Below are 13,640 nucleotides of genomic sequence, written 5' to 3'. Positions count from 1 at the left end.
TCGATGCAGGTTGAGACGCGCCTCACTGTCCCAACCTCTCCAGCAGATCGCGCACATGCACCTGGTCGGATTTGTAGTTCCCCGTCAGCGTGTACATCACCAGATTGACTCCCCCGCGCAAAGCCAGCTCGCGCTGCCGCGCGCCGCCGGGCGTCAGCGGAAAGAGCGGCTGGCCGCGCCTGTCCTGCGCCCAGGCGCTGGCGAGGTCGTTCGAAGTAATGACGATCGCCGAGACGCTGTCGGTCGCGCGCACGGGTCGCGCGGACTCTTCCTTGGGCTCGGGCGGCAGGGCCTCGACCCAGGTCTCGCCTGTCGCATAGCGGCCGACGAAGTTGTCGAGCAGATAGAAAGTCTTGGTGATCACATGGTCGCGTGGGACGACTTCGAGCTCGGGAATGTCGAGGCCCTTGGTCAGCTCGCGCAGCCATCGCGTTTCCGGCGTCGGCCCGTCGCCGGGGCGCTGGTTCAGCGCGTCGCGCGTATCGAAGACGATGGTGCCGCCCTGCTTCATATAGGCGGCGACCCTGGCGGCCGTCTTGGCGGAAGGTTGCGGCGCGGAAGCGACGATCGGCCAATAGAGCATGGGATAGAAAGCGAGTTCGTCCCTGGCCGGATCGACGCCCACAGGATCTCCCGGCGAGAAAGAGGTGCGCAGGGAGAGCGCCCTGGACAGCGCCTCGAGTCCCAGATTGGAAACCTCGTCGACCTTGGGATCGCCCGAAACGACATAAGCGAGCCGCGTGGTCAGCGCCGCCTCCCTGTCGCGCTGCGTCATGACGGGCTTCGGGTCGGTTTCCGCTCTTGCGTCGCAGGGATGAAAAGGCGCGGAAAGGATCAGAAGGGCGCTCGCGATCGCCCCGAGCGGCCGCACGCGCAGTTTCCCGGACAGGACCAGCACCGCGACGGCGTCGATTATGAAAGCGACGAGCGCGGCGCCGAGCAGCGGGCCGCGGAAGTCGACCGGCGCGCCGGCCTCCAGCTCGGAGACCGTGAGCCCCGCGCCCGCGAAGTCGAAACGGCTGATCTCGTCGCCCGCCCACAAAGTCTGCAACGCCACGAAGGCGTCGCCGGCTCCGTAAAGCCCCGGCGGATGCTCAGCGCTCGCGGGTCCTTCGAAATGCGCCGGGATCGCCTGGGCGCTCGGCCCCGGAGCGGCGAGAGCGCCAAAGCCGTCAAGCGCCTTCATCGGCGCCAGAACGCGCTGATCCGAAGCCGTGGCCGCCTCGTCGTCGCCCGGCACGGGCGCCGACTCGCCGGACATGGCGCAGATGCGTTTCAGCATGTCGACGAAGAGGCCGGAGATCGGCAGATTCGACCAGCTCGTATCGGCGTTGACGTGGAAGAGCACGATGAGCCCCTTGCCGCGCTTCTCGGCGGTGACGAGCGGCGTGCCGTCGGAAAGCCGCGCCCAGCTTTTCTGCGCGAGACCCGGATCCGGCTCGGCCAGCACCTGACGCTGGATGCTCACATCCTTGGAGGCCGGCAGACCGAAGAAGGGGCTCGCCGCCTCGAATTCCGCAAGCGCCTTGGGCGTCTCCCACGACATGGCGCCGCCGAGCACGCGGCCATTGCGGCGCAGGCGCACCGGCAGGAGATCGTCGGCGGCGTTGGCGAGGCGCGGACCCGCGAAGCGGACGAGCGTGCCGCCCTCCTCGACGAATTTCGCAAGCGCGTCATAAGTTTCGCCCGGCGCGAGGCCCACATCGGCGAGCGCCACGACATTGGGACGCTCGGCGAGGAGCGTCTGGATCGGATCGACGGCCCCCGGCCGCGCCTGCCGGACCTGCGCAAAAGGCGCGAGCGCCTTGTCGAGATAATAGACCGGCGAGAGCAATGGTTGCGCCTCGTCGAGACCCGCGCCGCCGATGAGCGCGACGCGGCGCACCTTGGAGCGCGCGTCGAGCAGCGCGACGGCGCCGGCGGAATTCTCGCCCTCGATGCGCATGAGGGCCACGTCGTTTCGGAGTTCGACGGGCAGTTCGAGTTTCGCCTTGGCGCGCAGCGCAGCGCCGAAAACGACGCTCGCCTTGCCGATGACCTGGCCCTTGGAGTCGTAGGCGGCGACCGTGGCCGCGGCAGGATCGGAAAGGCTCGCGCGCAAAACGTCCACTGCGAGAGTCGCGGAATCGTTGGCGGGCGCGGCGAGAGCCGTCGGCGCGTGGGCGTCGAGCAGAACCTCGACGCGCGCGCCTTGCTCCGCGGCCGCCTTCAGCGACCTGGCGAAAACATTGGCCTCGCCCTGCGCAAGGCCGTCGCTGATCCAGACGATGCGCGACTTGGGATGCTCTTTCGTGAAGGCGGCGAGCGGATCGGCCGTCGCGCTTCTACCGGGAATGAAGGGCTTCGGCCGCGCCGAGCGCAACTTCTCCAGAGCGCGGCCGGCGTCGGAGAGCGTCGGGGAAGCCGTCTCGGAAACGGTCATGAAGGCGACGGGCGCTCCGCCCCGCGCCGCGCTCTCGATGATCGCGGCGCCCGCGGCGATGCGCTTTTCCCAACTCGGCGCCGCCGCCCAGCTATCGTCCAGCACGACGAGCGCCGGCGCCGAGGAGGCGGTCGCGGTCCCCGCCGGGCTCCACACGGGCCCGGCCATGGCGAGGATCAACGCCGCCGCCAGCGCGAGGCGCATGGCGAGCAACCACCAGGGCGTCTTGGAAGGCGTCTCCTCGTCGCGCCGCAACTCGCGCAGAATCTTCGTCGGGGGGAAGACGATCTGGCGCGGACGCGGCGGCGTCACGCGCAGAAGCCAGTAGATGAGCGGCAAAGTCGCGAGGCCGGCAAGCGCCAGCGGCGCGGCGAAGGAGAAGCCGCCCATCTATAGCTCCTCCTCTATGCCATGCAGGCCCATGGCCAGCGACAGCGCCGCCTCGGCCGCGGGTCGATCCGTGTGATGCTGCAGGAAGAGGAAACCCGAAGCGCGGGCCGCCTCCCGCACCGCCTCGCGATGCGCGTCGAAACGCCTGGCGTAGGCGCCGCGCAGGCTGCGCGCGTCGCCTGCGTGAAAGGCGGGACCGCCATCCGTGTCGAGAAACATCGTCTCGCCCGTGAAGGGAAAGCTTTCCTCGCTCGGGTCGATGACCGTCAGCAGCGCGCCGGAAGCGCCGGAGTCGGCGAAGCCCCGCAACCGCGCGGCGAGCGCGTCGACGTCGCAAAGGAAGTCGGAAATCAGCACGACGCGCGCGCGGGGACGCAGCGGCGCATCGGGGGGGAGTTCGTCGCAGGCCATATCCGAAGCGCGCTCGTAAAGCGCGCGCGCCAGACGATCGATGACGTCTCGCGCGGAAATCGGCGCCGTCAGGCCCAACGCCGCCACGCGCTCGCCGCCGCGCACGAGAACGTCCGCGAGCGCAAGTCCGAGCGTCACGCCCCGCGACAGCTTGTCGTCCTGCGCGAGGGAGGAGACGAAAGCCATGGAGGGCGAGCAGTCCATCCAGAGAAAATAGTCGTGCGCGGCCTCCCACTCCCGCTCGCGCACATAGAGCTGGTCGCTGCGCGCCGAGCGCCGCCAGTCGATGCGATGCGCGGCCTCGCCATTGACGAAGGGCCGGTATTGCCAGAAGGTCTCGCCCTGCCCCGCGCGCTTGCGGCCATGGACGCCATAAGCGACGCTCGCGGCGATCTCATGGGCGCGATTGACGAGGCGCGGCAGGCTCGCCGCGAGATCCGCCGCCGCGGCGCCGTCCACATGGACGCGGGTCGCGGGGTCGTATGCGCGGGTTTCGACGGGGCGGATCATTGGGCCACCCTCCCCGCAAGGGGGAGGGATTTGGGCGCTACACACCCCGTCGTCCTGTAGCGTTTGTCCCGCTTGCTTGAACGGCGCCGCTCCATCCCTCCCCCTTGCGGGGAGGGTGGCGCCGCGAAGCGGCGGCGGGTAGGAAGCGCAGCGTTTGACTGAAAGCCCATCACCTGATCCGCGACACCAGCTTGTCGACGAGTTCCGCGATCGTCGTCTCGCGGCGGGCGGCGAAATTGAGCGCCATGCGGTGGCGCAGCACCGGCGCGGCGAGCGCGGCGACGTCGTCGAGCGACGGCGCGAGGCGACCGGTCGCCAGAGCGCGGGCGCGGGTCGCAAGCATCAGCGCCTGCGCCGCGCGCGGTCCCGGCCCCCAGGCGACGTGCCTCGCGATTTCGGGATCGCCCTCCCCCGGGCGCGCGGCGCGCACGAGATCGAGGATCGCGTCCACCACCCTGTCGCCAACCGGCAGGCGGCGGACGAGGCGCTGGGTCGCCATCAGCTCCTCGGCGTCGAGCGCCTGGACGGTCTCGGCGGATTTCTCGCCCGTCGTATCGAGCAGCACGCGGCGCTCGCTCGCGCGGTCGGGATAATGCACGTCGATCTGCAGCAGAAAGCGGTCGAGCTGCGCCTCGGGCAGCGGATAGGTGCCCTCCTGCTCCAGCGGGTTCTGGGTCGCGAGCACATGGAAGGGGCGCGGCAGATCATAGCGCTTGCCGGCGACGCTGACATGATGCTCCTGCATCGCCTGCAACAACGCCGACTGTGTGCGCGGCGAGGCGCGGTTGATCTCGTCCGCCATTAGGAGCTGCGCGAAGATCGGCCCCTTGATGAAGCGGAAGGAGCGCGACCGGTCGACGCCCTCCTCCAGCACTTCCGAGCCGATGATGTCGGCGGGCAAAAGGTCCGGCGTGAACTGCACGCGCTGCTCGGCGAGGCCGAGCACCTTGCCGAGCGTCTCGACGAGTTTCGTCTTTGCAAGGCCCGGAACGCCGACGAGCAGGCCATGGCCGCCCGCCAGAATGGTGACGAGCGCCTGCTCGACCACCTCGTCCTGCCCGAATATGACGGCGCCGATGGCGGCGCGGGCGCGGCCGATATGATCCAGAGCGCGCTCGGCGGATTCGGCGACGGCGGTTTCGAGCGGCGCGAGATTGCTAGAGGTCATGGGCCCTTCTGTCACGGTTCGCGAAGGAGATAGGAAGCGCCGCCCGATATTGCATCGGTCCGGGCGCGCCGTCCGGGTAGATTTTCGGACATTCGATACTGTTGCGTCAAACGCGCGCGAATTAAGGCGCGCCAGCATGATGGAGCGATTCTCAAGACGGGCGCGATGAGAACGCCGTCGCAAGCCTCGCCGTCGGCGCCCGGAGCGCTGGCGGGCGCATTCGTCCCGGTCAGTAGCGCGCGTAGATCGGACCCTTCACCGGAGCGGCGAGCGGGCCGTAGTCGCTGAAGCGGATGTTCAGCCCGACGCGGAAGATATGGCCGTTATAGCTTGCATAGGATCGCGTGACGTTCTGCCAGGCGGGTCCAAACACGGGCAGAGAGGTGGGGTCCCGCTGGATCGTGGCGGGAGTCTGGATCGAGCCAAGCGAATAATAGAGATACTCGCCCTTGATGCTGACGCCGGGATAAATCATCCACTCCGTGCCGAAACCAAGCGTCCAGCCGGTCGCAATCTTGGAATAGGCGCCCTGCCCCGTCCAGGCCGCAACCATGTAAGGCGACAGCGGCGGCGGGAAATAGGCCTGGGTGACGCCGTAATCGCCACTGACCTGCCCATAGGCGAAGCCGCCGGTCGCATAGACCAGCAGGGTCGGCAAAGCGAGCCAGCCCGCGCGAAGACGGAGGGTCCCCAGGAAATTGAGCGAGCGCGAACCGGTCGTGAAGGCGCCGATCTGAAAGCCGCCGCCGCCCGGAACGTCCATGATCAGCGCCGAATTGCCGCGCGATCGGATCGTGCTGAAGCCCGCGGCGTCCGCCTCGACGCCGACGACGCCGCCATTTCCGGCCTGCCAGTCATAGCCGACCTGCGCGCCGCCGATGAAGCCGCTATCGTTGGCCTTGAGCTGCATGGCGGCGGTCGTGGCGGCGACTGCGGCGATGTTGTAGTCGAGCGGAATGGACGCCGGCAGCATCCCGACGCTTTGGGACGGCTTGACAAAGGGCGAAATGCTCCATGTGCCGCCGACATTCACGCCGACGTAAAAGCCCGTCCAGGTGTAGATCGGCGGCGGCGCGTAACGCACGGGCGGGGCGCTGTAGTAAGGCATATCGGCCGCGAACGCCGGAGCGCCGGTCAGCGCCAGCGATGACACGGCGCCAAGCAGATACTTCTTCATAACGCGCTCACAGAGTTCCGCTTTCACCGGCCGATCATCGCGCCGCCCAATCACCAAGGCGTTAATTTGAGTCAAATGCGCCGTATCGCGCCGAGCTGTTGTGAATCAATTATTAAGAAACCCGCGCTCGCGCTGGCCGGGTGCAGGCGGGCGGGCCCAAAAGCATGTATAAGAAGGTCGCCGATCGACCCGCCTGAAAGGCCTTCCGCCAATGTGGCGCGCAATTGTTGAAACCGCCCTTCTCTTCCTGACCCCTTTCCTGGCCTATACATTGTTCCACGCCGCACAGAAGCGCTGGCCCTTTGTTGCGGACCTTTGGCACAAGCGCATCGTCGTCGCGCTGACGATCGCGGGCCTTGTCACGGCGATCGCCGGGATGGTGGCGCTCTCCTTCACCATGCGGGAGCAAGGGGCCTATGTTCCCGCGCACGTGGAGAACGGCAAGCTCGTGCCCGGCTATTTCGAATGAACGCCGCCCAGCAACTCCTAGACGACCCGCGTCTCGCGACGCTTCTCGCCGCGCTCGCCAGGACCGGCGCCGAGACGCGCATCGTGGGCGGCGCGGTTCGCGACGCGCTTTTCGGCCTGCCGCCGCATGAGATCGACCTCGCCACCACCGCTCTGCCCGAGGCCGTGCTGGCCGCGGCGCGCGAGGCCGGGCTCAAGGGCGTCCCCACAGGCATCGAGCACGGCACGGTGACGATTGTCGTCGCCGGCGCGCCTTTCGAGGTGACGACGCTGCGCGAGGACGTCGAGACCGACGGCCGCTACGCCGTGGTCCGCTTCGGCGGCGATTTCGAGCAGGACGCCAAACGCCGCGACTTCACGGTCAACGCCCTCTCGCTCACGCCTGACGGCAAGCTCCACGACTATACGGGCGGGCTGAAGGACATCGCCGCGAAACGCATCCGCTTCATCGGCGACGCGGCGACGCGCATCCGTGAGGACTATCTGCGCGTGCTGCGCTTCTTCCGCTTCAACGCCTCGCATGGCGAAGGCGATTTCGACCGCGAGGGACTGCACGAGTCCATCATGGCGAGGGAGAATCTCTCGCGGCTCTCACGCGAGCGCATCCGCGCGGAGATCATCAAGCTGCTGCCGGCGCGGCGGGCGCCCGAGATCATGCGGGCCATGTCGCACGCCGGGATCATCGAAGTGCTGCTGGGCATGGGCTATCCCGCGCGGCTGGAGCGGCTTGCGGCTTTCGAGGCCGCGCGCGGCAGGCAGGGCGACGCGGCGCTGCGGCTCGCCGCCTTCTCCGCCTTGACGATGGAAGACGCGGACCGCCTGCGCCTGCGCCTGCGCCTGTCGAACGACGAACACGCCCGCCTCGTCGCGGCGGCGAAAACCCTTGCCGCATTGCATGGGATCGAGCGCCCCCCGCCGGTTTCGCATCTGCGCGAGATGCTGTTCCTCTGCGGCTCGCGCGCCGCCTGTGACGCCCTCGCCCTCGCTTTCGCCGAGAGCCGCGCCGCGCCGGATGATCAGCGATGGCGGGAGGCGGCCGCATATCTCGAAGAGACCCCAGCTCCCGCCTTTCCGATCAAGGGCGCGGACCTCGTCGCCCTCGGCGTCGCGCCCGGCCGGGCGCTAGGCGCGGCATTGAAGTCCCTGCAGGCGAAGTGGATAAGGGCGGGGTTTCCTCGCGATCCGGCGGTGGTTCAGCAATTGGTGGAAGACGCGATCAGGGGGAATGAATGAGAAAATGGGCGGCGCTCGCCTTCACCGTCGCATTGTCGGCTCCCGCGACGGCGAAAGAAGACGACTGCCATGTTCGCGTCTACGACGCCGATCGTCTCGCCAGAAGCCTCAAACCGATCGTACGCCGCATCCAGCGCGAATAACACGGCTATGGGTTTCAGCCGCATTCCTCCTCGATGAGCCGGCTGTTCACCCAGCCCTTTCCCGTTGGCTTTTCAAATTCGTAGCCCGAGCGGAACCGCCCGCCCTTCCACCACGTCACGAACATCCAGCCGCAGCGGCTCTCGATCGTGGGATCGCCGAGCACCTCGTCGCCATGAGTCATGCGCCCGACCAGCCTGGCCCTCGGATCGGGCGCCTCCCGGAGCGCGACGAAGCCGTCCGGCGTGCGCTTGACGTTGCAGAATTCCGTCGCCGCAGCGGCGTGCGCCGCGACGATGAACCCCATGAAAATCGCGCCCTGCATGAGACGCGTTTTGGCGCAGCCAAATGACATCGAACCGCCTCCTATTCAGGCCATGCTATAGATTGCGGCCTGTCGGAGAACTGTGCGGCGGCGCGCGCGCGTCAGTCGCCGGCGATCCGAATATGATCCGGCGGCAGGCCTTCCCCGCGCCGGTGATGAATCTCCGCATAGGCTCTTTCGAGATGACGGACATAGCGCCGCGCGTCGAAAAGCGGGGACGCCCGCCCCTGATTTTCGAGATGCGCGCGCAGGGCCGCAAGCTTTTCAGGCCGGGACGCCAGCTCGACTGCGAGCGCCTCGTATTCCGCCAGATCCTCGGCGATCAGTTCCGGCAGTCCGACCGCCTTCAGCAGGCTCGCCGCGACGCGGCCGGCGAATGTCGGTCCCGCGCAGGTGAGCAACGGAACGCCGGCGAAAAGCGCGTCGCTCGCGGTCGTGTGGGCGTTGTAGGGGAGCGTATCGAGAAACAGGTCGGCCAGCCGATGCCGCGCCAGATGCTCCGCGAGCGGTATGCGGGGCGAGAAGATCAGGCGGGCGTCGTCGACGCCGCGGCTTCTCGCTTCGCGCCGGAGATTGTCCCTCGCGGGGGCGTTATCCTCGATCAGCCAGAGAACCGCGCGCGGAACCTTGCCGAGAATCCGCATCCAGATATCGAAGACGGGCGGCAGCACTTTGTATGAATTATTGAAGCAGCAATAGACGAAAGCGTCATCCGGCAGGCCGGTTTCCGCGCGCCCGAAGACCGTGTCGGAAACGCGCTTGCTGGGATCGTTCGGCTGGTAGGCGTCGGGGAGAAAAATGACCTTCTCGGCGAAATGCGCCTCGGCGCCCTCGGGGATCACCGTGCGGTCGGCGACGATGTAATCCATGTAATCGACGCCCATGGAAGCTGGATAGCCGAGATAGTTCACCTGTATCGGCGCGGCGCGGCGGGCGAAGACCCCGGCCCTGTGTCCCCTGGTGAAGCCCTTCAGATCGACGGCGATGTCGACGCCCTTCTCGCGCGAAAGTCTGGCGACGGCGTCGTCCGGCAGCGGCCGCACGTCGTAAAATTCGTCGCAGGCGGAGGAGATGCGGCGCCGGTAGGCGTCGTCGGCGTCCGGGCCGAAGGAAAATCCGATCAGCTCGAACGCCGCACGATCCGCGTTCTCCAATATGGCCGCCAGAAGATGCGACGTGGCATGGTCGTAAAAGTCGGCGGAAAAATAGCCGATCCTGATCTTCTCGCGCGCCGGCGATGGCGGCGACTCGAACGAAAGCGCGCGCGGCGCCAGCAGCCGCGCAGCCCGCGCATTCGTCTCCTCCGATCCGGAGACGGAGAGGACCGCGAAAGCGCTTCCGACTTCGGCGCCCCGGCTCAGATTGGCTTCTATCCGGCTCAGCTCCTCCGGGACGAGAGACCAGTCGCATATCTGCCGGCGGATGAAGCCGCGCAGGTCGATCAGATGGTTCCCGTCGCCGCGCAATTCCGCGACGGTTTCGTAATCGCGCAGCGCCTCCGGACGATAGCCGGCTTCGAGCAGATTGGCCGCGCGGCCCGCATAGGCTTCCTCGCAACGGGGATTCAGGGCGATCGCCTTGTTGAAGGCCACGAAGGAATCCTCCCGCCGGTCGAGGCGGCGGAGCAGATCTCCCTTTTCGGCATAGGCGCCGGCTTCGTCCGGGACGAGCGTAATGGCCTTGTCGTAGCTCTCCAGCGCTTCGCCGCTGCGGCCGAGCGCCGCCAAAGCCTGCGCGCGATTGAGATGGAAGCCGGCGACATTCGGGGCGGAAGCGATCGCCGCCTCATAATCGGCGAGCGCCTCTTCGAGCCGTCCCAACGCGCAAAGCGCATTCCCGCGCACGCATCGAACGTCCGCCGACATGGGATGGATCGACAAAGCGGCGTCCGCGGCCGAAAGCGCCCGGTCCGGCGCGCCCGCATGAAGGCGGGCTTCCGCGAGCCGCAGACAGGCGGGAAGCGCCCCGCGATCCAGCGCGACCACCGATTCGTAATCGGTCGCCGCCTCGTCGAAGCGGCCCATGGCGGCGTAAAGATCGGCGCGATTGAGGAGGATTTCGAGACGGCCGGGCGCGAGGCGGATCGCTTCGCCAAGCGCGTCGATCGCTTCTTGCGGCCGCCGCGCGGCGTAAAGCGCGGCGCCGAGCGTATTGCGGGCGTCCGGATTTAACGGCTGCGCCCGCGCGGCCCGGGAGAGAAATCTTACAGCCTCGTCATGTCGCCCCGTACGATGCAACAGGACCCCGAGCATATAGAGCGCGTCGAAATGCGCGGGGGCCTTCGCAATCGCTTTCCTGAAAAGCCGCTCCGCTCCCGCAATGTCGCCGGCGCGGACCAGGCTCACCGCTTTGTCGATCTTGTCGCGCTCCCGGTCCACTCAGCTCGCGCCTTCCGCCTTCGCCAGCCGCTCGAAGACGCCGAGCACCATGGCGCGCTTGTCGAAATTGAAGACGTCCGTTTCGCCCGCGAGATCACGAATCTCGTCCCAGGCGCGGGCGTAGCCGATCAGCCGGGCGGGCGATGCGCCGCCCCGCGAGAGCGTGCGCACGCGGGCGTCGAGATGGCGCTCCAGCGCGCGCATGAACGTCTCGTACGCCGCTTCGTTGTCCCGGCCCGTCAGCTTGTCGGCGAGGAAATGCACGCCAACCCAGTCCACGCGCGGCAGACTTTGGAGGAGTCGCGCGACGCTCGTATCGAAGGCCATGGCGTCGCCGCCCAGAAGCCGCAGCGTCTCGCGCGCCGACCCCTCGGCGCGGGCCGCCGCCGCCGCGATTTCCTCCGCCGGAAGGCTGCTCCATGGCGGCCCCACAGCGCCGACGGCCGCTACGGTCTCGTCTTCCGTCAGCGGACCGAGCATGAGCTTGCGGCAGCGCGAGCGGATCGTCGGCAGAACGCGGCCAGGCTGATGCGCGACGAGAAGAAAGAGCGAGCGCTCCGGCGGCTCCTCGATCAGCTTCAGCAGCGCGTTCGCCGCGCTTCGGTTGAGATCGTCGGCGCAGTCGATGATGGCGACGCGCCAGCCGCCCATGCCGGAGGCCTGATGGAAGGCGCGCGTGATCTCGCGCACGTCGTCGACGCGAATCTCGGTGAAATGCTTCTTGGTCTTCTCGTTCCACTCGCGCCGCAGCAGAAAAATGTCGGCGAGCGCCATGCTCGCGACGCGTCGCGACGCGACGTGATCCGGCGACACCGCCAGCGTTCCGGCGGCCTGAACGTCAGACGAATTCGGGTCGGGATGCGCGAGAAGAAAGCGCGCAAAACGCCAGGCGAGAGTCGCCTTGCCGACCCCCTCGGGGCCGCCGATGATCCAGGCCTGTGCGAGGCGGTTGCGCCGATAGGCGTCGAGCAGTTCGCGCTCGGCGGCCGAGTGGCCGAATAAAGCGAGCGTTTCGCGCGGATGCGGCGCGTCGTCGAAACGGTCGCTCTCGGGCGGGCCGGCGGCCTCCTTGCTCATTGGGCGGCGTCGGCCACGTCTTGCGGGTCAAGGAAACGCGCGTCGACAAGCTGGCGAATGGCGCGGGCGACTTCGTCGGCGGGCAGCGCCCCGTTCACGACGCAGCAACGCCCGGGCTCCTGCTCGGCGATGTCGAGAAAGGCGCGGCGCAGGCCCTCATGGAAGCCGTCGTCCTCGGCCTCGAAACGGTCGGCGCGCTGGCCTGCCGCCTCGCGGCGCAGGGCGGCGCGGGACAGGCCCTCCCCCGGCGGCAGGTCGATGACGATGGTGAGATCGGGCTTGAGGTCGCCGACGGCGGCCTTCTCCAGCAAGGCGAGCGCCTGCGGCTCCACGCCGCCCCGCGCGCCCTGATAGGCGCGCGTCGAGTCCACGAAACGGTCGCACAGCACCCAGGCGCCGCGCGCCAAGGCGGGCGCGATGAGGCGCTCCACATGGTCGATCCGCGCCGCCGCGAAGACGGCCGCCTCAGCCAGGGGGCCCAGCGGCGCGATGCGGCCGGAAAGCACAATCTCTCGCAGGATCTCGGCCTTGGGCGTGCCGCCGGGTTCGCGCGTCGCCACCGCCTCGACGCCGCAGGCGCGCAAATGCTCGGCGAGGCGCTTGAGCTGCGTCGACTTGCCGACGCCCTCCCCGCCTTCAAAGGTGATGAAACGGCCTCTTTCGGCGCCCGTCATTTCCTGGCCGACAGCTTCTCGTGGATCTTGGCCGCAGCATACTCGTAAACCGCGTCGAACGCGCGGCGAGACAGCGAACCCTCGTCGACCGCCTCGGCCGCCTCGAGCGGCTGCTCCAGAACCACGGTCGGACCCCGCCTGATCTCAAGCCTGCCGATCTTCTGCCCCGCCTCCACAGGCGCCATCACCGGGCCCTCATAGACGATCTTGCCGGCCAGCTTCTCGCTTGAGCCGCGCTGGATAAGCGCTTTCACGTCGGTCTTCGAGACGAGTTCGACCGAGCCCTTCGTTCCGCCATAGATCTGCGCCGGCCCCACCGGCTCGCCCGCCTTGAAGAGCTCCTTCTCCTCGAAATTCCGGAAACCCCATTGCAGCAGCTTGCGAGCCTCTTCGGCGCGTTCCTTCGCGGTCTTGGCGCCGTACACGGCGACAACGAGACGGCGCCCCTCCTCAATGGCGGAGCCCACCAGCCCGAAATCGCCCTTTTCGATATTGCCCGTCTTGAGCCCGTCCGCACCGATGCTCATGGTGAGAAGCGGATTGCGGTTCTGCTGGCGTATGTTGTTCCAGGTGAACTCCTTCTCGCCGAAATATTTGTAATATTCCGGATAGGTCCGGATCACGTGCAGGGCGAGCTTCGCCATCTCTCGCGCCGTCACTTTCTGGTCGTCGCTCGCCTTGCCCCAGGGATTGCCGAAGCGCGACTTGACGAGGCCAAGTTCCGCCGCGCGCTTGTTCATGCGCATGACGAAGGCTTCCTCATTGCCCGCGACGCCCTCGGCGAGCACCAGCGCCGCGTCGTTCCCGGAATCAACGATCAATCCGCGCAACAGGTTTTCGACGCTGGCGCGGCTGTTGACCTTCAGGAACATGGCGGATCCGCCGGCGGGCGCTCCGCCATTGCGCCACGCATATTCCGACACCTGCATCTCGTCGCCAAGCTTGAGCCGGCCCTCGGCCAGCTCGCGAAAAATTATTTCCGCGGTCAGGATTTTTACGGTCGACGCCGGAGTGACAAGGTCGTCAGCCCCTTTTTCAAACAGGACCGTATTCGTGCCCGCGTCGATCAAAATGGCCTGCGGCGCGCTCGTCTGAAAGGGCTGAGCCCGGACGCGGCCGGAAAAAAGAGCGGCGAGACAAAAAAGAAAGGCGGCGAAGGCCGCGCCGGCGTGGCGTATGTGCAAGACAATACTCCGCGAAAACGCGTCGCGGGAACCGCGACGCCGAGCGGAGAATGACCCCCGAAAAGCTAAAAAGCAACGCGTT

12 protein-coding genes are annotated in these 13,640 nt (G+C 67.6%); 3 read left to right on the top strand and 9 right to left on the bottom strand.

The features are described from left to right. Positions 1-22: 22 nt before the first annotated feature. The 4 genes from ACNHKD_RS11480 to ACNHKD_RS11465 all read right to left on the bottom strand — a co-directional run bounded on the left by ACNHKD_RS11480 (position 23) and on the right by ACNHKD_RS11465 (position 6,078). Complete coding sequence (locus tag ACNHKD_RS11480) at positions 23-2,812, bottom strand: DUF4159 domain-containing protein (RefSeq protein WP_442753621.1); 2,790 nt, start codon at positions 2,810-2,812, stop codon at positions 23-25. Continuing rightward, a complete protein-coding gene (locus tag ACNHKD_RS11475) occupies positions 2,813-3,733 on the bottom strand; it encodes a DUF58 domain-containing protein (RefSeq protein WP_442753620.1) in 921 nt (306 codons plus the stop codon). A 169-nt stretch (positions 3,734-3,902) separates the two neighbouring features. Beyond that, a complete protein-coding gene (locus ACNHKD_RS11470) occupies positions 3,903-4,901 on the bottom strand; it encodes an AAA family ATPase (RefSeq protein WP_442753619.1) in 999 nt (332 codons plus the stop codon). Between the two features lie 229 nt (positions 4,902-5,130). Next, entirely contained in the window at positions 5,131-6,078 is a 948-nt protein-coding gene (locus ACNHKD_RS11465; protein ID WP_442753618.1) for an outer membrane protein, read from the bottom strand. 211 nt (positions 6,079-6,289) lie between these two features. Here ACNHKD_RS11465 and ACNHKD_RS11460 point away from each other — a divergent pair, with 211 nt between their 5' ends. From ACNHKD_RS11460 to ACNHKD_RS11450, 3 genes are read left to right on the top strand one after another with little or no spacing between them, the layout of a single operon-like run. Continuing rightward, positions 6,290-6,547 carry a DUF6111 family protein gene (locus ACNHKD_RS11460; RefSeq protein WP_442753617.1) on the top strand — a complete coding sequence of 86 codons (258 nt, stop codon included), beginning with the start codon at positions 6,290-6,292 and terminating at the stop codon, positions 6,545-6,547. Continuing rightward, the gene (locus tag ACNHKD_RS11455) at positions 6,544-7,779 is read left to right on the top strand and encodes a CCA tRNA nucleotidyltransferase (RefSeq protein WP_442753616.1); all 1,236 of its coding nucleotides are present in this window, start codon (positions 6,544-6,546) and stop codon (positions 7,777-7,779) included. Before ACNHKD_RS11460 ends, ACNHKD_RS11455 begins: the two co-directional genes overlap by 4 nt. Next, positions 7,776-7,922 (top strand): hypothetical protein, encoded by a 147-nt coding sequence (locus ACNHKD_RS11450; RefSeq protein ID WP_442753615.1) that lies wholly within the window; start codon positions 7,776-7,778, stop codon positions 7,920-7,922. The genes ACNHKD_RS11455 and ACNHKD_RS11450 overlap by 4 nt, the downstream gene beginning before the upstream one ends. 14 nt (positions 7,923-7,936) lie before the next feature. On the opposite strand, the gene ACNHKD_RS11445 is transcribed toward ACNHKD_RS11450, so the two are convergent. The 5 genes from ACNHKD_RS11445 to ACNHKD_RS11425 all read right to left on the bottom strand — a co-directional run bounded on the left by ACNHKD_RS11445 (position 7,937) and on the right by ACNHKD_RS11425 (position 13,558). Next, positions 7,937-8,275, bottom strand: coding sequence for an SH3 domain-containing protein (locus ACNHKD_RS11445; protein WP_442753614.1), 339 nt, complete (start codon positions 8,273-8,275; stop codon positions 7,937-7,939). A 71-nt stretch (positions 8,276-8,346) separates the two neighbouring features. Beyond that, entirely contained in the window at positions 8,347-10,623 is a 2,277-nt protein-coding gene (locus tag ACNHKD_RS11440; RefSeq protein ID WP_442753613.1) for a tetratricopeptide repeat protein, read from the bottom strand. Further along, entirely contained in the window at positions 10,624-11,700 is a 1,077-nt protein-coding gene (locus ACNHKD_RS11435; RefSeq protein WP_442753612.1) for a DNA polymerase III subunit delta', read from the bottom strand. After that, positions 11,697-12,374 carry a dTMP kinase gene (tmk, locus tag ACNHKD_RS11430; protein WP_442753611.1) on the bottom strand — a complete coding sequence of 226 codons (678 nt, stop codon included), beginning with the start codon at positions 12,372-12,374 and terminating at the stop codon, positions 11,697-11,699. Before tmk ends, ACNHKD_RS11435 begins: the two co-directional genes overlap by 4 nt. Continuing rightward, positions 12,371-13,558 carry a D-alanyl-D-alanine carboxypeptidase family protein gene (locus ACNHKD_RS11425; RefSeq protein WP_442753610.1) on the bottom strand — a complete coding sequence of 396 codons (1,188 nt, stop codon included), beginning with the start codon at positions 13,556-13,558 and terminating at the stop codon, positions 12,371-12,373. Before ACNHKD_RS11425 ends, tmk begins: the two co-directional genes overlap by 4 nt. Positions 13,559-13,640: the final 82 nt, after the last annotated feature.

This window comes from Methylocystis sp. JAN1, from assembly GCF_052186135.1.
Lineage (GTDB): Bacteria > Pseudomonadota > Alphaproteobacteria > Rhizobiales > Beijerinckiaceae > Methylocystis.
Note: the sequence above shows the minus strand (reverse complement) of the source record. Positions and strands in the feature narration are given on the sequence as shown.

What these genes read in the sequence shown, in the direction of transcription:
- ACNHKD_RS11470 (WP_442753619.1), bottom strand. Translation starts at nt 4,901, where the DNA reads ATGACCTCTAGCAATCTCGCGCCGCTCGAAACCGCCGTCGCCGAATCC.
- ACNHKD_RS11450 (WP_442753615.1), top strand. Translation starts at nt 7,776, where the DNA reads ATGAGAAAATGGGCGGCGCTCGCCTTCACCGTCGCATTGTCGGCTCCC.
- ACNHKD_RS11460 (WP_442753617.1), top strand. Translation starts at nt 6,290, where the DNA reads ATGTGGCGCGCAATTGTTGAAACCGCCCTTCTCTTCCTGACCCCTTTC.
- tmk (WP_442753611.1), bottom strand. Translation starts at nt 12,374, where the DNA reads ATGACGGGCGCCGAAAGAGGCCGTTTCATCACCTTTGAAGGCGGGGAG.
- ACNHKD_RS11435 (WP_442753612.1), bottom strand. Translation starts at nt 11,700, where the DNA reads ATGAGCAAGGAGGCCGCCGGCCCGCCCGAGAGCGACCGTTTCGACGAC.
- ACNHKD_RS11480 (WP_442753621.1), bottom strand. Translation starts at nt 2,812, where the DNA reads ATGGGCGGCTTCTCCTTCGCCGCGCCGCTGGCGCTTGCCGGCCTCGCG.
- ACNHKD_RS11475 (WP_442753620.1), bottom strand. Translation starts at nt 3,733, where the DNA reads ATGATCCGCCCCGTCGAAACCCGCGCATACGACCCCGCGACCCGCGTC.
- ACNHKD_RS11465 (WP_442753618.1), bottom strand. Translation starts at nt 6,078, where the DNA reads ATGAAGAAGTATCTGCTTGGCGCCGTGTCATCGCTGGCGCTGACCGGC.
- ACNHKD_RS11445 (WP_442753614.1), bottom strand. Translation starts at nt 8,275, where the DNA reads ATGTCATTTGGCTGCGCCAAAACGCGTCTCATGCAGGGCGCGATTTTC.
- ACNHKD_RS11455 (WP_442753616.1), top strand. Translation starts at nt 6,544, where the DNA reads ATGAACGCCGCCCAGCAACTCCTAGACGACCCGCGTCTCGCGACGCTT.